Source organism: Bacillus infantis (assembly GCF_008180445.1).
Classification (GTDB): domain Bacteria; phylum Bacillota; class Bacilli; order Bacillales; family Cytobacillaceae; genus Bacillus_AB; species Bacillus_AB infantis_B.
In genome coordinates this window covers 485934-508819 of sequence record NZ_VTER01000006.1, presented here as the reverse complement: position 1 = coordinate 508819, position 22886 = coordinate 485934, and the positions used below count along the sequence as shown (strand labels likewise).

At 47.0% G+C, this 22886-nt stretch carries 21 protein-coding genes and 1 pseudogene; 18 read left to right on the top strand and 4 right to left on the bottom strand.

Annotation, left to right across the window (positions count from 1 at the left end):
- Positions 1–116 precede the first annotated feature (116 nt).
- The 12 genes and pseudogenes from FZD51_RS13835 to FZD51_RS13785 all read left to right on the top strand — a co-directional run bounded on the left by FZD51_RS13835 (position 117) and on the right by FZD51_RS13785 (position 11462).
- Entirely contained in the window at positions 117–515 is a 399-nt protein-coding gene (locus tag FZD51_RS13835) for a thioesterase family protein (protein ID WP_148975307.1), read from the top strand.
- A 56-nt stretch (positions 516–571) separates the two neighbouring features.
- Positions 572–1678 (top strand): Leu/Phe/Val dehydrogenase, encoded by a 1107-nt coding sequence (locus FZD51_RS13830; protein ID WP_148975306.1) that lies wholly within the window; start codon positions 572–574, stop codon positions 1676–1678.
- Between the two features lie 36 nt (positions 1679–1714).
- Positions 1715–2773: a pyruvate dehydrogenase (acetyl-transferring) E1 component subunit alpha gene (pdhA, locus tag FZD51_RS13825; protein WP_148975305.1), complete on the top strand. Its 1059-nt coding sequence runs from the start codon at positions 1715–1717 to the stop codon at positions 2771–2773.
- 2 nt (positions 2774–2775) lie between these two features.
- Positions 2776–3771 carry an alpha-ketoacid dehydrogenase subunit beta gene (locus FZD51_RS13820; RefSeq protein WP_148975304.1) on the top strand — a complete coding sequence of 332 codons (996 nt, stop codon included), beginning with the start codon at positions 2776–2778 and terminating at the stop codon, positions 3769–3771.
- A 37-nt stretch (positions 3772–3808) separates the two neighbouring features.
- On the top strand, positions 3809–4984 hold the full coding sequence (locus tag FZD51_RS13815) for a dihydrolipoamide acetyltransferase family protein (RefSeq protein ID WP_148975303.1): 1176 nt from the start codon (positions 3809–3811) through the stop codon (positions 4982–4984).
- Positions 4984–5961, top strand: a pseudogene (locus tag FZD51_RS26630) (dihydrolipoyl dehydrogenase family protein); the annotation flags it as partial. The gene FZD51_RS13815 and the pseudogene FZD51_RS26630, both read left to right, overlap by 1 nt.
- Positions 5962–6000: 39 nt before the next feature.
- The gene (locus FZD51_RS26625) at positions 6001–6414 is read left to right on the top strand and encodes a hypothetical protein (RefSeq protein WP_420886251.1); all 414 of its coding nucleotides are present in this window, start codon (positions 6001–6003) and stop codon (positions 6412–6414) included.
- Positions 6415–6515: 101 nt separating this feature from the next.
- Positions 6516–7631: a 4-hydroxyphenylpyruvate dioxygenase gene (gene hppD / locus FZD51_RS13805; RefSeq protein WP_148975302.1), complete on the top strand. Its 1116-nt coding sequence runs from the start codon at positions 6516–6518 to the stop codon at positions 7629–7631.
- A 28-nt stretch (positions 7632–7659) separates the two neighbouring features.
- Complete coding sequence (gene hisC / locus FZD51_RS13800; protein ID WP_148975301.1) at positions 7660–8751, top strand: histidinol-phosphate transaminase; 1092 nt, start codon at positions 7660–7662, stop codon at positions 8749–8751.
- A 2-nt stretch (positions 8752–8753) separates the two neighbouring features.
- Positions 8754–9374: a flavin reductase family protein gene (locus FZD51_RS13795; RefSeq protein WP_148975300.1), complete on the top strand. Its 621-nt coding sequence runs from the start codon at positions 8754–8756 to the stop codon at positions 9372–9374.
- A 4-nt stretch (positions 9375–9378) separates the two neighbouring features.
- Positions 9379–10296, top strand: a complete 918-nt coding sequence (locus tag FZD51_RS13790; protein ID WP_148975299.1) for a fumarylacetoacetate hydrolase family protein — start codon at positions 9379–9381, stop codon at positions 10294–10296.
- Positions 10297–10325: 29 nt separating this feature from the next.
- Positions 10326–11462 (top strand): homogentisate 1,2-dioxygenase, encoded by a 1137-nt coding sequence (locus tag FZD51_RS13785; protein ID WP_187445768.1) that lies wholly within the window; start codon positions 10326–10328, stop codon positions 11460–11462.
- 422 nt (positions 11463–11884) lie between these two features.
- Here FZD51_RS13785 and FZD51_RS13780 read toward each other — a convergent pair whose 3' ends face one another.
- Positions 11885–12631, bottom strand: coding sequence for a metallophosphoesterase family protein (locus FZD51_RS13780; RefSeq protein WP_148975297.1), 747 nt, complete (start codon positions 12629–12631; stop codon positions 11885–11887).
- A gap of 102 nt (positions 12632–12733) precedes the next feature.
- Positions 12734–13585, bottom strand: a complete 852-nt coding sequence (locus FZD51_RS13775) for a DegV family protein (protein WP_148975296.1) — start codon at positions 13583–13585, stop codon at positions 12734–12736.
- A 212-nt stretch (positions 13586–13797) separates the two neighbouring features.
- Between FZD51_RS13775 and FZD51_RS13770 the strand changes: the two genes are divergently transcribed.
- From FZD51_RS13770 to FZD51_RS13755, 4 genes are read left to right on the top strand one after another with little or no spacing between them, the layout of a single operon-like run.
- On the top strand, positions 13798–14565 hold the full coding sequence (locus FZD51_RS13770; protein ID WP_148975295.1) for a 3-hydroxyacyl-CoA dehydrogenase: 768 nt from the start codon (positions 13798–13800) through the stop codon (positions 14563–14565).
- A 45-nt stretch (positions 14566–14610) separates the two neighbouring features.
- Complete coding sequence (locus FZD51_RS13765) at positions 14611–15762, top strand: acyl-CoA dehydrogenase family protein (RefSeq protein ID WP_148975294.1); 1152 nt, start codon at positions 14611–14613, stop codon at positions 15760–15762.
- A gap of 29 nt (positions 15763–15791) precedes the next feature.
- The gene (locus FZD51_RS13760; protein ID WP_148975293.1) at positions 15792–16940 is read left to right on the top strand and encodes a thiolase family protein; all 1149 of its coding nucleotides are present in this window, start codon (positions 15792–15794) and stop codon (positions 16938–16940) included.
- Positions 16941–16982: 42 nt separating this feature from the next.
- Positions 16983–18542 carry a fatty acid--CoA ligase gene (locus FZD51_RS13755; protein WP_148975292.1) on the top strand — a complete coding sequence of 520 codons (1560 nt, stop codon included), beginning with the start codon at positions 16983–16985 and terminating at the stop codon, positions 18540–18542.
- A 621-nt stretch (positions 18543–19163) separates the two neighbouring features.
- Here FZD51_RS13755 and FZD51_RS13750 read toward each other — a convergent pair.
- Positions 19164–19508, bottom strand: coding sequence for an ATP-binding cassette domain-containing protein (locus FZD51_RS13750; protein WP_262380919.1), 345 nt, complete (start codon positions 19506–19508; stop codon positions 19164–19166).
- 292 nt (positions 19509–19800) lie between these two features.
- On the opposite strand from FZD51_RS13750, the gene trhO reads away from it, so the two are divergent.
- A complete protein-coding gene (trhO, locus tag FZD51_RS13745; protein WP_148975291.1) occupies positions 19801–20766 on the top strand; it encodes an oxygen-dependent tRNA uridine(34) hydroxylase TrhO in 966 nt (321 codons plus the stop codon).
- Between the two features lie 61 nt (positions 20767–20827).
- On the opposite strand, the gene FZD51_RS13740 is transcribed toward trhO, so the two are convergent.
- Positions 20828–21376 (bottom strand): pyridoxamine 5'-phosphate oxidase family protein, encoded by a 549-nt coding sequence (locus FZD51_RS13740; protein WP_187445753.1) that lies wholly within the window; start codon positions 21374–21376, stop codon positions 20828–20830.
- A 106-nt stretch (positions 21377–21482) separates the two neighbouring features.
- Here FZD51_RS13740 and pdxR point away from each other — a divergent pair, with 106 nt between their 5' ends.
- Positions 21483–22859: a MocR-like pyridoxine biosynthesis transcription factor PdxR gene (pdxR, locus tag FZD51_RS13735; protein ID WP_148975290.1), complete on the top strand. Its 1377-nt coding sequence runs from the start codon at positions 21483–21485 to the stop codon at positions 22857–22859.
- Positions 22860–22886: the final 27 nt, after the last annotated feature.

The following is a 22886-nucleotide window of genomic DNA, read 5'->3' as shown; positions in this document are numbered from 1 at the left end:
AATCCTTTTTCTTTTGCTGGATGAATTAAGAAAATTTGCAATTAATTGACTACTTATTTGTCATAATGTTATTATAACGTTAAAAATACGTCATACATATTTGAGGGTGTTGTTCAGTGAAGCCGGGTTTAAAAGAAGGAGCGGCTGCAACCATCCAGCTGAAAGTCGGCCGGGAGATGTTCGCGCAGTTTGGCGGTGAGATTGTACACCCGCTCTTTTCCACAGCCAGCATGGTCTATTATATGGAGTGGGCATCAAGAAAAGTAATCCTCCCATTTTTAGAAGAGAGCGAAGAAGGGATGGGGTACGCAGTCACAGTCAAGCATCTTGCTCCTGCTGCAGAGGAGAGCATATTGGATATCACTGCGGAAGTCGTCAGGCTGGAATGGAATCTGGTTTTTACATCCGTCAAGGCTCTACATGGGGATACAGTGATTGGCAAAGGGGAAGTCACTCAGGCAATCCTTCCGAGGAGCAGGATTAACAGATTTACAGAGAAAATCCGGTTGGATTAAAGCTTTTATGCATCATTAAATGAAAGCGCTAACATAAAGAGGGGGAATGAGAAACCATGGATATGTTTAGTACAATCCGCGAGCATGAACAGGTGGTGTTCTGCAACGACGAAGCAACAGGCCTTAAGGCGATCATTGCGATCCACAGCACAAGGCTTGGACCGGCGCTGGGCGGCTGCAGGATGTTTCCCTATCCTTCGGCAGACGCAGCACTTGAAGATGTACTGCGTCTGTCCAAGGGGATGACTTATAAGTGCGCTGCAGCAGATGTTGATTTTGGCGGAGGGAAAGCGGTCATCATCGGCGATCCTTCAAAGGATAAGACGCCAGAGCTTTTCAGGGCATTCGGCCAGTTCGTTGAATCATTAAATGGAAGATTTTACACAGGCACAGATATGGGGACCACTCCTGAAGACTTTGTCCACGCAATGAAGGAAACCAATTGCATTGTAGGTGCTGACGAAGAATATGGGGGAAGCGGGGACTCTTCTGTTCCGACTGCCCAAGGGGTGATTTATGGGCTAAAAGCCACAAACCAGGTTCTTTATGGGACATCGGACCTTGGCGGACGGTCCTACAGCATCCAGGGGCTCGGCAAGGTAGGGTTCAAAGTGGCAGAAAAGCTGCTGGAGGAAGGCGCTGATCTTTATGTTGCTGATATCAACGAAGAAGCCATCAATGAGCTGATGGCAAAGGCGGGAAAAATGGGAGCGGGCCTTAAAGCGGTCAGCTCTGAAGAAATTTACCGTGCAGATGCGGATGTCTTTGTCCCCTGTGCTCTGGGAGGCATCCTCAACGATGAAAGTATAGAACAGCTCCGGGTCAGAGCGGTTGCCGGGTCGGCGAATAATCAGCTGCTTGAAATTAGGCATGGCGGCATGCTCCAGCAAAAAGGAATTCTTTATGCACCGGACTATATTGTGAATGCCGGCGGCCTTATCCAGGTGGCAGATGAACTGTATTCCCCTAATAAAGAAAGGGTCCTGCGGAAAACAAAGGCGATATATAGTGCCCTGCTTAATGTGTACGCCTATTCGGCAGCCGAAGGGATTACAACCATTGAGGCTGCCAACCAGTTCTGCGAGCTGAGGATTGAAGCGAGAACAAGGAGAAACAGCTTTTTCTCCCATATGAAGCGGCCGAAATGGGCAGTCCGGACATAACTGTATGCCAATGACTACACTGAAAAGGGTGATAGGATGGAGAGCCAATTTCCAGTCAATAGGATGATTGATGAAAATGGAAACGAGGTATCCGGTACCTCAGGGTTTGACACAGAGCTGGCTCTGGAGTTCTACAGGCAGCTTGTCCGGATCAGGGTCTTTGACCGGAAAGCGGTCAGCCTGCAGCGCCAGGGAAGGATAGGGACATATGCCCCGTTTGAAGGCCAGGAAGCTGCCCAGATAGGGAGCGCGATGGCGCTCGAAGAATCTGATTGGATGTTCCCTACCTATCGGGACCATGGAGCAGCTTTGGCTTTCGGGCATTCAATGAGAAACGTGCTGCTATTCTGGAACGGACGAAATGAAGGATGCATCCCCCCTGAAGGGAAGAATATCTTTCCTCCTGCAATTCCGATCGCCACCCAGATTCCCCATGCAGCCGGAGCTGCATATGCGGAAAAGCGCAAAGGAACGAAAAAAGCGGCCATTGTCTATTTTGGAGATGGGGCGACGTCTGAAGGGGATTTTCATGAGGGCCTGAATTTTGCCAGTATCGTTAAGGCGCCTGTTGTCTTTTTCAATCAAAACAATCAATATGCGATTTCCGTCCCGCTGTCAAAGCAGATGAACACCAGGACAATTGCCCAGAAAAGCCTGGCATATGATATCCCAGGTGTCCGGGTTGATGGAAATGACGTATTTGCTGTCTACAATGAGACAAAAAAAGCACTTGAGAGGGCCAGGGAAGGCGGAGGGCCTACTCTGATAGAAGCGGTAACATGGAGATACGGGGCCCATACCACTGCCGATGATCCCGCCAAATACAGGGACCAGCAGGAAAGCAGCTCTTTGAGAGAAAAAATCGATCCTATCCTGAGAATTGAACGGTGGATGAAAAATCATGGGCTGCATGAGGAAAGCCGGACAAAGGGAATAGAAGAGGAAGCTGCCGCTGAAATTGATGAGGCCATTGCAGAAATGGAGGCGTTCCCGCCTGCTGATCCCGCTGATATTTTTGACCATGTGTTTTCTGAGCTGATATGGCCGCTCAAAGAGCAAAAGGAAAAATACCTTAGCCAGCTTGGGGGTGCTTAAAGATGGAAACAGCAGTCAAGACCAGCACCCTGACGCTTGTACAGGCAGTAAATGAAGCATTGGACATCATGCTGGCGGAAAATGATGAAGTTCTGCTGCTCGGAGAGGATATAGGAAAAAATGGAGGGGTTTTCCGGGCGACGGAAGGTCTGCAGGAAAAATACGGAGAAGAGCGGGTCATGGATACACCGCTGAGTGAAGCGGGATTCATCGGCGCAAGCATCGGGATGGCTGTTAATGGATTCAGGCCTGTGGCTGAAATCCAGTTCCTTGGTTTTATCTATCCTGCCTTTGAACAGATCATGACTCACGCCTCCCGGCTCCGAATGAGGACGATGGGGCATTATACAGTCCCGCTTGTGATAAGGGCCCCATATGGTGCAGGAGTAAGAGCACCGGAAATCCATTGTGACAGTACCGAAGCCCTTTTTACCCATATGCCGGGCATTAAGGTTGTCTGTCCGTCCAATCCCGCAGATGCAAAAGGGCTCTTGATTGCCGCAATCGAGGATCCTGACCCTGTCCTGTTTTTAGAACCGATGAAAAGCTACCGGTCACTGCGTGCTGAAGTGCCGGCTGGGAAGTATGTCATCGAGATTGGCAAGGGAAGTAAATTAATGGAAGGGAATGACGTGACGGTCATCACCTGGGGGGCCATGGTGCCGATTGCCCTGAAGGCGGCTGAGGCCATGAAGGCAAAAGGTATCTTATGTGATGTTCTTGACCTCCGCACCTTGTATCCGCTGGAAAAAGATATCATCGCTGCATCTGTTCAGAAAACGGGGCGCACCGTCATTGTCCAGGAGGCTCATGCTTCTACCTCTGTTGGCAATGATGTACTGGCCATTATTAATGATACCTCCTTTTTATATCAGAAAGCACCAGCCGAATTGGTTGCAGGCTTTGATGCACCTGTTCCCTATTTCGGTTTTGAAGATCATTATCTGCCGACTGCTGAACGAGTCTGCCGTGCGATTGAAAAGGTCTGGACGTTCTAAGCAATCAACTGAGCTTTTATCAGGAGGTGTTTTAAATATGGAAGTGAAGCTCCATGATATCGGGGAAGGGATGTCAGAAGCAGAAATCAATTGTTTCCTAGTCAAACAGGGTGATTTTGTGCGGGCGGATGAGCCCCTGGTCGAGGTTCAAACCGATAAAATGACAGCAGAAATACCTGCGCCAAGAGCGGGCATAATCCGTGAGTTTGTGGTAAAGCCAGGGGAGACGGTAGAAGTTGGGGCAGTACTGCTGCTGCTGGAACCGGAAAACAGCTGCCAAGCAGAAATTGAAGAGAGATCACATGCTGGTAAACAAGCGAAGAGAATCCTAGCATCACCTTACACAAGGAAGCTGGCAAGAGAAAATGATATAAACATAGAAGATATTGAAGGATCAGGTCCTGGCGGAAGAGTGGTGGACACCGATATTTTCAGGATGGCCGGACAAGGTGATGTGTCTGCAAGGGAAAAAGTGTCCGGCAAGTTAAAAAAAGATGCAGAGAAACCCGCAGCCGCTTATGATTCTGCTATCTCTTACTCCGGACGGCGGAAAATGACTGCCGAGAAGATGGTTCAATCGCTTTCCCTTATTCCTCATTGCACCCATTTTGAGGATGTGGATGTCACAGAGCTTTCCGTATTCCGGGAAGAGCTCAAAAAGCAGGAAAAGCAAGTGACGATGACAGCTTTTTATATAAAAGCTTTATCAATGGCTCTCAAACACTTTCCTGTGTTTAACAGCAGACTTGATGAGAAGGCTGGACTGATCCATTTGCTGCCGGAGCACCATATTGGGGTGGCCGTCAATGCGGAGGATGGCCTTATCGTGCCGGTCATCCGGAATGCGGAGGAAAAGAGTATTGCCGAAATTGCAGCGGATTTGCAGAGATTGACCAGGAAGGCGCTGGATGGCAGCCTGATGCTAAAGGAAACGGCCGGAGGCACTTTCACCGTAAGCAATGTGGGGCCATTGAACGGCAGCACCGGCGCCACCCCGATCATCCTGCACCCGCAGACAAGCATTATTTCTTTGCATAAGACAAAAAAAATGCCGGTGGTCGATAAGGAGGATCAGATTGTCATCCGCTCCATCATGAAGCTTTCCATGTCATTTGACCACAGGATAGCAGATGGCGCTGCTGCTGTCGGTTTTACTAACCGTTTTGCGGAACTGATCGAGAATCCTAAACTGATGCTATTGGAGCTGGTGTGATGGTAGTAGGGGAACTGGCTTATGAAAAGGATGTTGTGATCATCGGAGGTGGACCCGGCGGCTACCAGGCAGCCATCAGGGCGGCACAGCTAGGCAGGAAGGTTACACTGATTGAAAAAGCGGACATTGGCGGTGTGTGCCTCCATAAGGGGTGCATTCCTTCCAAGCTTTATACCGAAGCTGCAGACCGGATCAGGAAGATAAAGGCTGCAGGTGAATACGGCATTGAACTGTCTTTTTCCGCTTTCCAGCTGGAAAAGCTCATGAATGAAAAAGACCGGAAAACAGCGCAGCTGAAAAAAGGAGTTGAAGAGCTGTGCAAAAGCAATGAGATTGAGCTGGTGAAAGGCAATGCCTTTTTTCTCTCAGCTGACCGGATAGGCATTGAAAATGGCGAAGCATATTAGGTATTCCGCTTCAAACACTGCCTTATAGCAACCGGAAGCACACCAAAGTGGCCATCAGAAGTTTCCCCGCGTTCCGAAAGGCTTTTGGACTGCTGGTCTGTATTTTCCCTGAAAAAGCTTCCTGATGAGCTCATTATTTACGGGAGCGGCTATATCGCCCTGGAAATGGCCATGAGTTTTCAGGCTTTCGGGGCCAGGACAACAATTATGCTGGATCAGGAAAAAGATGATTTTGGATTTGATGCGGCTGTGAACAGGGAGATTGGCAGAATCTTGAAGAAAAATAGAATAAAAGTTTACCGCGGGGCTAAGCTGCTTTCTGTAGAAGAAAGCGGTTCGGGTGTCGAGATGAATTATGAACTGGGCGGAGAAAATAAGCAGCTGAAAGGAAGCTGTTTCTTAACTGCAGCCGGCTTCCGGCCCAATACTGCCAATCTGGGGCTTGATAGAGCGGGAGTGGAAATAGACACTGCGGGATTTATTAAGATAGACCAGCAGGGGAAAACCTCTGTCACCCATATTTTTGCAGCTGGGGACGTGGCAGGAGGACCGCCGCTCGCTTCAAAGGCAATCAGACAGGGAAAGGCTGCAGCCGAAACGATTGCCGGTTTGACAACAGAGGCTGACTTGCGTTTTGCCCCTGTTGTCATCCATACCCAGCCGCCTATTGCTTATGCAGGCCTGACCGGGCAAGAGGCACTGGAAGCGGGTTATCAAATAGACACGGGAACCTTTCCTTTTTCTTCTTTGGGCTATGCAAGTGTGAAGGGGAGCAGGGAAGGAATGGCCAAAGTGATTTTTGAAAAGGAAACAGGCTTTCTTTTAGGCGTTCATATGATAGGAGATGGCGCACAGGAACTGATTTATGCTGGTGTCTCTTTGCTTGAAATGGCTGCAAGGGAAGAAGATATGCTGTTTCCTGTGTATGCTCACCCAAGCTCAGCCGAAGCCCTGCTGGAAGCGGTGGAGTCTCTTAAAGCAAGAAGCATCCATCTGCCTGCGAGGGAAAAAGCGAAAACATAAGAACTGCTTTACAGCAGCAGAGCTTCACACTGCGCTCTTGCCTGAAGGAAGTGAAATATTTTAATATAAATCTGAAAATTAAAATAATTGGAGGGGTTAGGATGGAACAAAGAACGGTTTCGCCATCGCAAAAGGCAGAAGAAATTTTTCCGGTCAAGGAAGTCGACTATCTTGAAATTTATACAGGCAATGCCAAACAGGCCAGCCATTACCTCTGCACATGCTTTGGCTTCAAGCCTGTCGCTTATTCAGGGCTTGAGACAGGAAACAGGGAGACAGTGTCATATGTACTGCAGCAGCGAAAAATCAGGCTGGTAGTGACAGGCTCGCTCACAGAGGAAACAAAGGTAGCTGCTTTTGTGAAGAAGCATGGTGACGGCGTCAAAGATATCGCCCTTGCAGTTGATGATGTTGAAAGTGCTTACAAAGGTGCGGTAGAGCGCGGCGCAATTGAACTGGTTCCGCCATTTGAGCTGGAAGATGACCATGGCAAGCTCAAAAAGGCAGTGATCGGTACATATGGAGATACCATACACACTTTGGTGGAACGGAATCATTATAAGGGTGCCTTTATGCCGGGTTATGAGCCTTACGAAACGAAGGCCCCATTCGAGGATGCCGGCTTCATCGGCATCGATCATGTGGTCGGAAATGTGGAAGAAATGGAAGAATGGGTGAACTATTATGCAAATGTCATGGGATTCAAGGAAATGAAGCATTTCACCGATTCTGACATCAGCACAGAATATTCCGCACTCATGTCCAAAGTTATGCATAACGGCGGAAGGATCAAGTTCCCGATCAATGAACCTGCAGAAGGGAAAAGAAAATCACAGATCCAGGAGTTCCTGGAATTCTATAATGGGGCAGGCGTTCAGCATCTGGCCATCCTGACAGAGGATATTGTCCAGACGGTTTCCGTCCTCAGAAAAAATGGGGTTGAATTCCTTGATACTCCTTCTTCCTATTATGAAATGCTGTCTGAGAGGGTCGGCAAAATAGACGAAGAGATTGATAAGCTGAAAGAGCTCAGCATTCTGGTAGACAGGGATGATGAAGGCTATCTCTTGCAGATCTTTACAAAGCCGGTCGTCGACAGGCCGACTTTATTCATCGAAATCATCCAGCGCAAAGGAGCAAGAGGGTTTGGCGAAGGCAATTTCAAGGCGCTGTTCGAGTCGATTGAAAGAGAGCAGGAAAGACGCGGAAACCTGTAATTCTTCTAAACAGAAAGGGGGTTCTCCTATGGATCGGATTTTAACGAAGGAAAGCATCAGGGGAATCACCCCTTATCCTTTAGGGATGACTCCAGGAGAATTAAAAGAAAAATACAAGCTTTCCCGAATCAGAAGCCTTGCAGACAATGAAAATGCCTACGGCTGCTCAAAGCTAGTCAGTCTTGCCTTGAGCAAACAGGCCGGAAACCTATTCCGCTACCCTGATGGGGCATGTTCAGCTATCAAACGGACATTGGGCACATTCCTCAATCTTCCTCCTGAATTTATTGCAATAGGAAACGGTTCTGAGGAACTCATCAGGCTTCTGGCAAGAGCCTATATCAATGCAGGCGATGAAGCGATCATGGCAGACCTGACATTTCCGAGATATAAGGCAAATGTGGTGATTGAAGGCGGAAAGGCTGTTGAAGTCCCGCTCAAGGATGCTGTACATGATCTAGTGGAGATGGGCAGCCGCATTAGCTCCAGAACAAAGATGATCTTTATCTGTAATCCGAACAACCCGACCGGTACTGCAGTAAGTAAAGAAGCTATCCAGCAATTCATATCTTCTGTACCGGCACATATACTTATCGTTCTGGATGAAGCCTATTATGAATATATGGACCATGAAATAAGGACAGAGGCAGAAAAACTGCTGACCTTCCACGACAATGTTGCAGTCTTGCGTACATTTTCAAAAGCATACGGGCTTGCAGGGCTCCGGGCAGGATATGGAATGATGCATCCATCCATCATAGCAGAGCTGGATAAGGTGCGGGAGGTATTCAATGTGAATGCCCTGTCCCAGGCTGCCGCCATAGCAGCGCTGGAGGATCAGTATTTTGTCCGGATGAGTGCAGAAAAGAATAGAACGGAAAGAGAAAGAATGCGCGGCCGGATTGAAGAGCTTGGATTCATGTGTTATGCCTCTGAAGCTAATTTTCTTTTTATTCAAGGGGCACTTGCTGAAAAGCTCCTGGAGTCAGGCATCATTGTCAGGAAATTTACTCATGCAAGCTTTCAGGGAGAGGCTGTCAGATTGACAATCGGTACAGAGGAAGATAATGATGCAGTTCTGGAAGCTATCGGCCAGGCTGTGAGCGGGAGGAGAGTATAAAAGTGGAAATCCCGGTGTCTTCCCTATCCTGGCAGGAGGGATACAAAATCCTGTCAGGCTCCATTCTCCCCCGTCCCATTGCCTTTGTGACGACCATGGACAATAGCGGCAACGTCAATGCGGCACCGTTCAGCTTTTTTACAGCTATTTGCGCGAACCCACTGCTCATTTGCTTTTCACCCATGCGCAAGGGAACAGACGGAAAGAAGAAAGATACCTTACTCAATATTGAAGAAACCGGGGAGTTTGTCATCAATATTGTCAGCAGGGATATGGCTGAAAAAATGAATATCTGTGCAGCGGATTATGCCCGAGAAGTAAATGAACTGGAAGAGGCAGGGCTTGTGCAGGAAAAAAGTGTTTACGTGAAAGTGCCGAGAATCAAGATGTCAAAGGGCCATCTTGAATGCACCCTCCATCAGCTTCTCCACTTTGGAGACGGCCCTGGGTCAGGCAGCCTGGTGATTGGCAGGGTAAAGCATGTACAGGTGAATGATGATTTATATCATAACGGAAAAATCGACACTGAAAAGCTGGATCCGGTTGGAAGGCTGGCGGGACATATGTATACCGGCCCGCTTGCAGATGTTTTCGAGATTATCAGAAAATCAGATCCGGGGTGATGGAATGAAGTTCATAACCTTTCAAAAACAGGATGGATCGGTCCGGTCAGGCTGGCTGGAGGGCAATGCTGCTATCGATATGCATGAAGCTTCGAAGGGAATCCTCCCAAAAACCTTATTGGCGTTTTTAGAAAATCATCCGTTTTTCGTGGAGCAGATTGAGTCACATCCTGAATGGAAAGAATCCGGCAGCGGTGCTTACCGTTTGGAGGAAGTAATACTGAAGGCTCCGCTTCCATGCCCAAAAAGTTTCCGTGACTTTTATGCTTTTGAGGAGCATGTCAAAACTGCCCGGGAAAACAGAGGCCTGGAAATGATAAAAGAATGGTATGAGCTGCCGGTTTTCTATTTTTCCAATCATCTATCAATAAAAGGGACAGGTGAGCCCATTACATTTCCTGCCGGCTGCAGCAAGCTGGACTATGAATTGGAAATTGCCTGCATCATCGGCAAAGAAGGCCAAAATATTCCTGCCAAAGAGGCGGACGGATTTATTTTTGGCTACTGCATCTTAAATGACTGGAGTGCCAGGGATATTCAAAGAAAAGAAATGAAGGTCGGTCTTGGACCGGCAAAAGGAAAGGATTTTGCCACCTCGATCGGCCCATATATTGTGACAAAAGATGAGCTGGAGAGCTATCGGGTGGAAGATGGCTATGATTTGGATATGACAGCAAAGGTGAACGGTGTCCTGCTGTCAGACGGAAATCTTAAGGATATCTATTATTCATTCAGTGAAATGATAGAGAGAGCTTCAGAGAATACCACACTTTACCCTGGGGAGCTGATTGGTTCAGGTACAGTAGGGACCGGCTGCATCCTTGAGCTCGGGGAAGATGTTCACCGCTGGCTTAAGCCCGGCGATACGGTAGAGCTGGAAATCACGGGTCTTGGGAAGCTGTTAAATACGATTTCAGACTGAAAGGGGGAGAAGGCTTGTACTACAGGCAAATGGGGAGGATCCCGCACAAACGCCACACGATGTTCAAAAAAGAAGACGGGTCCCTTTTCAGGGAGCAGGTTATGGGAACTAAGGGCTTTTCGGGGACTCAGTCAATTTTGTATCATCATTTTATGCCGACAGAAACAGAAGAGGTATCCCTTTCAGGCAGCTATCTGCCTGAATATGAGGAAATGGCGGCACTTAAACACCGCCATCTGCTGACGGAGAACATCAAGAACGGAGGAAATGCCCTTCAAGCAAGGGAATATCTGCTTGGAAATGATGATCTGCTGATCGCTTATGCTAATATCTCAGAAAACATGCAGGATTATTACCGGAACAGCGATGGAGATGAGATGTACTATATCCACTATGGAAACGGCATGTTTGAAACGATGTTCGGGACGATCAGCTATGGGCCGGGGGACTATGTTGTCATTCCGATCGGCACAATTTTCAGGATCATTCCGGAAAAAGACACAAAGGCCCTAATCGTTGAATCATTCAGCCAGATTACAACTCCAAAAAGGTACAGAAATGAGTACGGGCAGCTGCTTGAGCACAGTCCGTTCTGCGAGCGGGATATACGCGGCCCTGAAAAACTGGAGACCCATACAGACAGAGGACCCCATAAGATAGTCACAAAAACGAGGGGTCATCTTCATGAACATATTCTTGCCCATCATCCTCTTGATGTTGAGGGGTGGGACGGATATCTATACCCCTGGGCCTTCAATATTTCCGATTTTGAACCGATCACGGGCCGTGTCCACCAGCCGCCGCCTGTCCACCAGACATTTGAAGGGCATAATTTTGTCGTCTGCTCATTTGTCCCGCGATTATATGATTATCATCCGGAAAGCATACCGGCACCCTATTACCACAGCAATGTGAACAGTGATGAGCTGTTATATTATGTCGAAGGGAATTTCATGAGCCGAAAAGGGATCAAAGAAGGCTCCATTACCCTTCATCCCGGAGGAATCCCGCATGGCCCGCACCCGGGGAAAACAGAGGCAAGCATCGGCAAAAAAGAAACACTGGAGCTGGCTGTTATGATAGATACTTTCAGGCCTTTAAAGGTTGTGAAGAAGGCAAGGAAATATGAAGATGAAAATTATATGTATTCCTGGCTGGAGAAGTGAGGGAAGTTGTGATTTTTTAAAAAATGTACGGACTGTATGCTATATGTGTACAGTCTGTTTTGTTTGAGGATGGGGCTGTTGCTTTGCGTTCCAGGCACTTCGCTTTCCGCGGGGCGGCGCTGAGCTTCCTCGTCGCTGCCGCTCCTGCGGGATCTCAGCTTTGCCGCTGCAATCCCGCAGGAGTCTACGTGCCTTCCACTCCAAGCAACAGGGTTCTTAAAGTTTTTGTGCAGTAATACCTTTTAAGCTAAGGGTTTCTATAATTTTTCGCAATCCTTTTTCTCTTTTCATATTCTTTAATAACATCGTTAATTCCAACATTCATACTTGATGGTTTTCCCGGCTGTTGCCTAGAAGTTCTATATATAGATAGCAACAACACTAAACTTCCCTTAGCTCCGGCAGACATTTCTTTATCCAGCCTAAGCCTTCTGCCTGCCTCTATAAATAGCCTCCCTCAATTCAAGCGCATAGGGTTCAAGGTTTGGCATGCCCATTTCTCGGGCCCTGCTGATTTCTTTTTCAATATCATAAGGCAGGCGGACCATCTCGATTGAAAAAGGGGCCGGCTCTTCTGAAAGATATGTACCGTGCAGGATAACAAAAGAGGCTTCCGGCACATCAAGCGGATTGCCGACGCTTCCAGTGTTGAACAGGACCTTTTTGGGATCAATCGGCTCCAGCATGGCCGCGTGGATATCTCCATACCCGACGACATCCGGAATCATCCCTCTTTTGTCTTCATCAATGAATTCACTATTCCCGAACATAGCCTCCCGTTCTTCAATCGGATGGCGCATCGGCACTACCCGGTGGTAGATGCTTTTTGCAGAAGCATGAAAAAGCCTGACATACTTTCCGCTCATTTTAAAGTCATGGTGAAACGGCAGGGTGCTTAAATAGTCCATGCCTTCCTTGCCAATCTGTTCCTGATGCCACTGCAGATCAGCGAAGTCGGCCGGCTTCTGGATAAAGTCATCCCAATTTCCGCGCACAACCACTTCACAGTTTTCTTGAACCCGCTCTATCGCTTTCTTTGAATTCGGCCCTTTCCCGACAAGGTCGCCGAGACAAAAGATCTTTTCGATCTTCCGCTCCTCTAAATAATCCAGCACCCGATCGAGTGCAGTGATATTTCCGTGTATATCTGAAATTACTGCAATGCTCATCCCGCTCATCTCCCTTTGCTGCATCTCATACTAATGGTTTCGCTTTTTTAATAAAAAAACCTCCCAAAACAAGAAGATTCCTGTTCGGAAGGTACAGTATGTTTATTCAAAATGCCAGACGACAGCAACGGTGCCTTCTCCGGCATGCACAGCGATTGTTGAACTGATTTCCCCGATGAAGGTACCCATTTCAGGAAATCTGGTTAAAATCTCTTTTTCAATTTCCTGAGCTTTTCCAAGGACATTGCCATGCATGATCTGCACTTGCTTTATCCTGTGTTTTTCTGCAGATTCTTCAAGAAGCTCCATCATCCGCCGTATGGCTTTTTTCTCCGAACGCACCTTATCAAAAAGCTGGAATTCTCCATTCCGGTCCACGTGGATAATCGGCTTTACTTTCAGAATGCTTCCCAGGAGATACTGAGTCCCGGACATTCTTCCGCCCTTGTAGAATTGGTCAAGATTGCCCAGCAGGATATAATTTTCATACTGATTGGCTTCAAGCCTCAGTGTTTGGGCAATTTCTTTCCAGTCCATATCTTTGGATTGAAGCTCGATCCCCTTATTCAGCAGGCCGGTAATGATATAAGACATCATCTTTGAGTCTACTGTTTCAACTGGAAAGCCAGCAATCTCTGCGCCCTGCTTGCAGCTATTGAGGGTTCCGCTCAATTTGGAAGAGATGTGGACAGCGATCGCGCAGTCATAATCAGCCTTTAGTTTTTCAAACAGCTCTGCGAATTTGCCGACAGAAGGCTGTGAGGTTTTCGGAACTTCTTTTTCAGCTTTTAGTTTCATATATAAATCATCAGAGGATAGGTCGATGCCATCCTCATAGGTGCCCGATGAAAATGCAATGGTCAACGGCATTACATAGACATCCTGATGCTGCTCAAGCTCCTTGGTGATAAATGCTGTACTGTCTGTAATCCAGGCAATTCGTTTATTTGTCATTTAACATATCCTTTTCAGAAAGTTTGTCGTGCTATTGTAAGCCATTTCATTATACACGAACTTCTCAATGAATGTTTCAAAAGTTTTGTGAACGCCAATGGTAACTTTAAACAAAGCAAATAGCAATATTCTATAGGAAGAAAAAGGAGAATTCAGCAGGGAGCTAGAATTGTATATTCAGAATATTCTTTTAAAAAAAGGGGGGGAGCCGTATGCAGATGGGAAATATTGTTGCCATTGTGACTGGCGGAGCATCGGGTCTTGGAGAGGCGGCTGCAAGAAGAATACTGGATAGGGGCGGCCGGGTATGCATCGTTGACATGGACGAGGAAAAGGGAACAAATATGCAAAAAGAGCTTGGCAGCAGCTGCCTGTTTGCCAAAGCAGATGTAACAGATGCCCATCAGGCATCCGAAGCTTTCAACTCAGCCATTGAGAGCTTTGGAAGCATAAACGTATGCATCAACTGCGCAGGCATTGCAGCAGGTCAAAAGGTAATAAGCAGGAAGGGGGTACATGATCTCGAATTATTCTCAAAAGTGATATCAGTCAATTTGATTGGCACCTTCAACATGATCCGGCTGGCGGCAGAAAAGATGAAGAATAATGAACCAAATGAAGGAGGGGAAAGAGGCGTCATCATCAGCACCTCATCTGTTGCTGCCTTTGAAGGTCAGATCGGGCAGGCAGCCTACAGTGCTTCCAAAGGAGGCGTGGCAAGCATGACTCTTCCGATTGCCAGGGAACTGGCTGAATACGGCATCAGGGTAATGGCGATTGCTCCCGGGCTGTTTCATACCCCAATGTTTGATTCTTTGCCAGAGGAATCAAAAGCTGCACTTGGCAAAACGGTCCCATTTCCCCGCCGTCTTGGCTTTCCTGAGGAATTTGCCATGCTGGCACAAAGTATAATAGAAAACCCGATGCTTAACGGGGAGACCATCAGGCTTGACGGAGCCATCCGCATGCAGCCGAAATGAGATAATAATCATTTTTGTAAGCGTTTTCTAAAGAGGGGGAGGAGCATGGAAAAGACGACAGGATTTCTTAAAGCGGAACATCAGATTTTTCATAAGGCATTAAAGAAATTTCTGGAAAAGGAAGCCTATCCTTTCTACAGTCAATGGGAGCAAGAGCGGCTTATACCAAGGGATTTATGGAGGAAGATGGGAGAGCAGGGCTTTCTCTGTCCTGATTTAGATGAAGTATATGGGGGCAGCGGAGCCGATTGGGGTTTTTCCGTCATTATAAATGAAGAATTGGAAAGAGTGGGTTCAGGACTGGTTGGCATAGGGCTGCATAATGATATAGCCGTGCCCTATATTTCTGAATTTGGATCTGAAAAACAGAAGAAAGGGTGGCTCCCTAAATGTGCTTCCGGTGATATCATTACAGCGATAGCGATGACAGAGCCTGGTGCAGGTTCTGATCTTGCAGGCATTAGCACAATTGCGGTTGATGAAGGTGAACATTATCGCCTCAACGGGCAAAAAACCTTCATCACAAATGGAATGCACGCCGATTTGGTCATTGTTGCCTGCAAAACAGATCCTCAAGCGGTCCCCAAATATAAGGGAATCAGCCTGCTTGCGGTAGACAGGGGATGCAAAGGTTTTTCAAGGGGAAGAAAGCTGGATAAAATCGGCCTTCACTGCCAGGATACTGCTGAGCTGATTTTTGAAGACTGCCTCGTCCCTAAAGAAAATTTGATAGGAGAAGAAGGGCAAGGGTTTCAATATATGATGAAAAAGCTGCAGCAGGAAAGGCTTGTTGTTGCCATTGCTGCACAAGCTGCTTCTGAAGTCATGCTGGAGCTTACATTATCTTATGTGAAAAGCAGGGAGGCCTTCGGCAGACCGGTCGGAAATTTCCAGAACACCCAATTTAAAATGGCAGAAATGGCCACTGATATCGAAATGGGAAGAAGCTTCCTCGACACCTTGAATAAGGAGCATATGGAAGGCAAGGATATCACGCAAAAAGTGTCTATGGCTAAATGGAAGCTCACAGATAATGCCAGAAGGATTGCCGCTGAATGCCTGCAGCTTCATGGCGGCTATGGATATATGGAAGAATATGAGATTGCGAGAAGATATAGAGATATTCCGGTTGCGAGCATTTATGCCGGTACCAATGAAATCATGAAATCCATCATAGCCAAAGGGCTTGGCCTTTAGGAATATGCTGATAGAAAGGAGATAGGCGGATGAGGGAAGCGGTTATCGTTGAAGCAGTACGGACGCCGATAGGAAAGAAGAATGGCATCCTGAAGAATATCAGACCAGATGAGCTGGCTGCTTTCATATTGAATGAGCTGACTGAAAGGGCGGGCCTCAACTCTTCTTTAGTTGATGATGTCATTATGGGCTGTGTCAGCCAAACCGGTGAACAGTCAGGCGACATAGCGAGGATTGCCGCTTTGATTGCAGGATTCCCAGTTGAGGTGCCAGGCGTTGCCATTGACAGGCAATGCGGCTCCAGCCAGCAGGCAGTCCATTTTGCAGCACAGGCCATATTAGCGGGAGATATGGATATCGTCATAGCAGGCGGAGTGGAGAGCATGTCCCGTGTCCCGATTGGCTCGAGTTTCCAGGGAGCCAAATTAAGTGAAAATCTTCAAAGGAAACATGAGATGATCCACCAGGGCCTTTCAGCAGAGAGAATCGCTGAAAAATACGGATTCTCCCGGCAGCAGCTTGATGAATTTTCTCTTGAAAGCCACGGGAAGGCGCTTAAAGCACAGGCGGAGGGCAAATTCGAAAGAGAGCTTGCCCCAATCGAGGCGCTGCAGGATGATGGGAAGATGCTTGTTGCATCAGAGGATTCAGGCCCGCGGAAGGACACATCGCTTGAGCTGCTGGGAACCTTGAAGCCGGCATTCATGGAGAATGGCAGGATCCATGCAGGCAATTCCAGCCAAATAAGCGACGGGGCAGCCGCCCTTTTAATCATGTCAAGGGATAAGGCAGAAAGCCTGGGCCTTCGTCCGAGGTTCCGAATCCTGACAAGAACGGTTGTAGGATCAGACCCGACCCTTATGCTGACAGGTCCGATCCCGGCAACAGAAAAGGCGCTGCAAAAAGCAGGGCTCTCGATCCAGGATATTGATATATTCGAAGTGAATGAAGCCTTTGCTTCAGTGCCTCTGGCGTGGCTGAAGGAGACGGGAGCCGATCCGGCTAAGCTGAATCCAAACGGCGGGGCCATTGCACTCGGTCATCCGCTCGGGGCTAGCGGCGCCAGGATCATGACAGGACTGATTTATGAACTGGAAAGGACAGGAGGAAGGTACGGGCTGCAGACAATGTGCGAAGGCTATGGAATGGCAAATGCGACCATCATAGAACGATTGTGACAGACTGGGAAGGTTCTGAAAAATAAGTTCAGGAGGTACGCCATGACAGTGACGATAGGAAGGATTTTAGATCTTGCTGTAATGAAATTTCCGGCAAAAGAGGTCGTATACGATGTCAGGAAGAACAGGCGATACACTTATAGTGAATGGAATCTGCGCATCAACCGGGTCGCACATGCGCTCGCTGCTGAAGGTGTCAGCAAGGGGGACAGGGTTTCTGTATTTTTATATAACACAGAAGAACTGGCGGCTGTCTTTTTTGCCTGTGCTAAAATCGGGGCTGTTTTCAATCCAATCAATTTTCGCCTTCAGGCTGAAGAAGCAGCATATATCCTTAGGGATGCCAGCCCGAAGGTTTTAGTTTTCGAGAAGGCTCTTGAACCCGTGGTTTCCGCTCTTGAAGGACAATTTCCTGCAACAGCTTTCTGGTATATTGATGAGGAACCGCCTTCCTTTGCGGCCTCATTTGATGAAAAAGTCTCGGAAGCCTCGGACAGCCCGGTTTTTGCTGATGTCAGCGAAGATGATGATTATGCGATCATGTATACAAGCGGAACGACCGGCCGGCCTAAAGGAGTCATTCATACACACAGGCATATGGCTGAACAGAGCTTGACCGTGATCGCAGCGACAAAGCTTGAACCATCTGACAAAGGGCTGGTCACTGCACCGATGTTTCATTGTGCAGAGCTGCATTGCGCCTTTCTTCCCCGGATCCATGTCGGGGCTGGAAATGTCATTCTCCATCAGTTCAATCCTAAAATGGTGCTGCAGCTGATAGAGGAGGAGGGTATCACTAAGTTTTTCGCTGCTCCGACTATGTGGAATATGATTCTGCAGGAAGATCTTATGGCTTACTGCCTTGACAGCCTGAAGCTTGGCTTGTACGGAGCGGCACCGATGGCACCCGCACTTGTTAAGCTGTGCAGGGAGAAGCTTGGGATCTTATTGGTCCAGGCTTACGGGATGACAGAGATGGGACCGGCCATCACATTCCTATCTGAGCATGATCAGCTTTCTAAAGCGGGATCAGCCGGGCAGGCATGCCTGAATCATGAAATCAGAATCGTCAGGCCGAACGAAAACGGGCCATCAGATCCTGAAGATATCCTTCCTGCAGGGGAAGCAGGGGAGATCATTGTCAAAGGTCCCAGCATGATGAAGGGATATTACAATATGGAAGAAACGACAGAAAAAGCATTATATAAAGGATGGTACCATTCCGGTGACATCGGGGCTCTGGATGAAGATGGCTATCTTTGGGTAAGGGACAGGGTGGATGATATGATCATCAGCGGCGGTGAGAATATCTACCCGAGGGAAATTGAGGACGTCCTGTTTGAACATAGCGGAGTCCTGGACGCAGCAGTCATCGGCCAGCCTGATGACAGATGGGGAGAGACTGTGACGGCATTCGTTGTTAAAAAAGAACCTTCTGTATCAGAGGAAGAATTGGACAGCTGGTGCAAGGAAAGCAGCAGGCTTGCCAATTATAAGCGGCCGAGAAAATATATTTTCTGTGAAAGCCTGCCGCGGAACGCCAGCGGAAAGCTGCAGAAATTTGTATTGAGGAGTGAACTGTCCCAATCGGCGAAATCTTAAAATAGAGCTTCATGTGTATTTTGGCAGAACGAGATATTCCTGCATAAACCTGAAAAGCATCATGCGTTGAAAGTAAGCAGCAGAGTTTTCGTGGAGCAGCACTGAAACTGGCAAATGAGTCAGCATACCTTATATAACTTGGGAACAAATAATTGATTATGTTGTTTTATCAATGAGATGGGAAGATGAAAAGTGAAAGAAAAATACGGGGAGATTTTACTGTTATTTGCAGAGCAGGAGCAGTTTTTGTGAAAATAAAAGGAGTTTTTCCCGCTATCCATCGCAAAACTGCCTATTTTCACGTCTTTCAGGCTAATAAGAGGAATATCTCCCTCTTGTAAGCTGTTTTCCGTACTATTTTTAAAATAAGGGTAAGTTTTCCCTTTATTAAACTCACTTTCCTGTGAATCTTGTTTCAGTGTTTAATAAATGCACTGGTTAATGAAGGGTAGTTGTTCTACTATTCTGAGATTATTGATCTTATTGAATGATAACAACATATTTAAAAAAGTAAAAGCTTGGGATAGCCCAAGCTTTTTATTGAAAACAAATCTAGCTGTAATTTTAAGTTATCCCCACAAGATCAGAACTGCTTACTTTAAAAGCAAGGGACGTTGATCTTTATGCCTGGTTCATCTTTTGGGACCATTCTTCAACCTCCCAGGTCTTAGTTACCCAGTCTTCATAAAAGTCTGGCTCATGGCATACAAGCACAACGGTACCTTTATAAGCTTTCAGTGCACGCTTAAGCTCTTCTTTTGCAAAAATATCCAGGTGGTTTGTCGGCTCATCGAATAAGAGCCAATTGCTGTCATTCATCAGGAGCTTGCAAAGGCGGACCTTCGCCTGCTCGCCTCCGCTCAATTGATTCAGCGGGCGGGAGGTTTGTTCATTTTTCAATCCGCTCCATCCGGTCCAGCTGCTTTTGTCGGCTTTTTGCACCCTGGAGATGACGGAAGGACACATCTTTGAGTAAAGTTCTATCAGCAAAAGTATGGCTTAAGTGTCTACAGTTAACAAACTCATCGTTTATATTCCTCGCTTTGCATGTCTGATCCATTATTTCATCATACTAAAAAACAATAGCGAAAATGATTCCAATCACCATTAGTAGCACCCCATTTATCACCGGTTACGGGAAACAATGTTTTTGACACCCTTTATTTGGCTGTTATAATGAAATAGGTGAAAAAATCCGGTACGGGGCTGCCTGCCGGAATTGAATCTTGTATACGGTCTGGAAAGGAAAGAAAAAATCATGGATACACAATCATATAGAATCTTGCTTTATTACAAATACGTTCATATAGAAGATCCTGCTGCACAAAGGGAAGAGCATTTGAATTTCTGCAACGGCATCGGCCTTAAGGGGCGTGTGCTGATTTCAGAAGAGGGCATCAACGGCACCGTGTCAGGCACAGTGGAGCAGACACAGGCCTATATCGACATGATGGACAATCATCCATTATTTAAAGATACTGTCTTCAAAATTGACGAGTCCGAGGAGCATGCATTCAGAAAAATGCGTGTCAGAGTAAGAAAAGAACTCGTGAACCTGAGTCTTGAAGATGATGTTGATCCATTAAAGCTGACAGGGACACATTTAGAACCGAAAGAATTTTTTGAAAAGATGCAGGACCCGGATACAGTCGTCCTCGATGCGAGAAATGACTATGAATACGACCTCGGACATTTCAAGGGGGCAATTAAGCCGGATATCCAAAATTTCCGTGAGCTTCCTGAATGGATCAAGGAAAACAAAGATAAGTTTGAGGGGAAAAAGATCCTGACGTATTGTACTGGAGGCGTCCGCTGCGAAAAGTTCTCCGGGTGGCTTCTTAAAGAAGGATTTGAGGATGTCGGCCAGCTCCATGGGGGCATCGTTACGTACGGCAAAGATCCTGAGGTGCGCGGCAAGCTGTGGGATGGCCAATGCTATGTGTTCGATGACCGGATCAGTGTTCCTGTCAACCAGGAGGAGCATGTCATCGTCGGCCGTGATTATTACACTGGCAAGCCTTGCGAAAGATATGTTAGATGCGCAAACCCAGAATGCAACAAGCAAATCCTGACCTCTGAGGAAAATGAGCATAAATATCTGCGGAGCTGCAGCCATGAATGCCGGGTGCATCCTCGCAACCGCTATATCAGCGAACATGGCCTAACAGAAGAAGAAGTGGCTGAGAGAATGAAGAAGCTAGAAGAAGAAGCTGTTCAATCTTGATAAAATGACGTGCAGGAGGCTGCACGTCATTTTTATATTAAAAATTGGGCCAAACTGTTCTTCACTTAAGGTCGGCAGCCGCTGTTTTACCTGGATAGTACTTTCTTTCTTCTTCAGCCATATTTCCTTTCGCTGTTATAGCATCAGGAATGATTTTAATGACGGCCGTCCTGCTTCCAAGCGAGGAGCGGTATTTATCTACATGGGCCTTTGGCAGCGGTGCCTGAAAGTAGCCGGGTACATACTTGTCGAGCATGTTCTGCATAACCATAGTTGCTTCCTCTATATCGGATAGCACAAATGCTTTTCCAAATATCATGACACTTATATAAGCTGTATCTGTTTTTGCGGGGACGGGGTCGGTCAGTGTGCCGAAATCTTCGCTTACCGTAAAGCAGACCTGCGGATTGTTTTGCAGCAGCTCCATTTTCCTTCCCTCAGAAGCTCCATGAAAATAGATACAATCATCCTGCCAAATAAAATTAAGAGGCACCACATAAGGGTAAGAATTGTCATTTAGTCCAAGATATCCTGTTCTAGCCCCCTTAAGGAAGGTGCTGATTTTCTCCGGATCTTCGACTTTAAGCATTGATTGGCGCATTGGAAACATTTACTCCACTCCCTAGAAATTTGTGATATATTCAGATTAATGTAAATGTGACCGCCTTAAAAGTGACAGATTTATAATATCTTATGGGGACAGATGGGAGTGCCGTATGACGCCGTTTTTAGACAGAGAGAGCCAGATGCCTTTATATGTTCAGCTTTATCAGTATATCAAGTCGGAAATCGAGTCAGGAAAAATAAAGCCAGGGGAAAAGCTGCCTTCCATCCGCAGGTTTTCCCGATTTCTGGACGTAAGCAAAAATACAGTGGAAGAGGCGTATCAGCAGCTGATGGCAGAAGGCTATGCCGAAAGCAGGCCGAAGAGCGGGATCATTGTAAACAAATTAGATGAATTTCCATTGAAGCAGGAGAAAGAACAATTGCCAGTTATTTTAAACGAAGAGCTGGAAAAACCCAAGATAGATTTCCAATATGGCCATATTGATGCAAAAGCTTTCCCAGCCAGGGGATGGAAAAACGCCCTGTCTGAAGCAGCCTTTGATCTCTCTTTTTTGCAATATGGAGACAAACAAGGCCAATTTTCCCTGAGGAGCGAGCTGACAGGGTATTTGTACAGGTCCAGGGGTATAGAGTGCACTCCAGAACAAATCATCATCACTTCAGGAACCCAAAACAGCATTTCAGTGATTATGAGCATACTCGAGCTTCGCGGAGAAGTAATAGCGATGGAAAATCCAGGCTATGATGGGGTGAGAAAAGTGCTGATGCATCAGGGTGGAATAGTAGAGCCAGTCACTGTGGAGGAGGATGGAATCAGTGTTGAAGAGCTTGCAGAAAAAAGGGCGAAGGCGGTTTATGTTACACCTTCCCATCAATTTCCGCTGGGTATGGTCCTGCCCATCAATAAACGGCTGAAACTGCTGAAGTGGGCAGCGGAAACTGGCGGTTATATAGTAGAGGATGATTATGACAGCGAGTTCAGATATCAGGGACAGCCGATTCCGCCTCTTAAAAGTCTGGATCCTAATGAACGCGTCATTTATCTTGGTACTTTTTCCAAATCCTTTCTTCCTGCTGCCCGTCTGAGCTACGTTGTTTTGCCGCCGGCCCTTATGGCTGGCTATAAAAGGGACTTCAGCCTGTACAGCCAGCCAGTCTCTCCCATTATCCAAGAAGCTGCAGCACGTTTTATGAAGAAAGGGTACTTTGACCAGCATATCCGGAAAATGCGTGTCCTTTATCAGGCAAAGCATAAAATACTGCTGGAAACAATAAGTTCTATGATGGAAGATAAAGCAGTCGTGATTGGGCAAAAGTCAGGGCTTCATATCCTTATAAAGCTTGAAGGGAGGAAGAGTGAAGAACTGGCTGTCAAAGCTGCCAAAAAAGGAGTAAAAGTGTATCCTGCGAACCCGTATTGGGCAGATGGAGAAGCTAATGACTTGATCATGCTGGGGTTTGGAGGACTTTCTCCCGAAGAAATTGTTGAGGGAATTAAGCTTATTACCGAAACATTGTTTGAATAAAAAGCGAAAGAAAAGGGCCATCAAGGC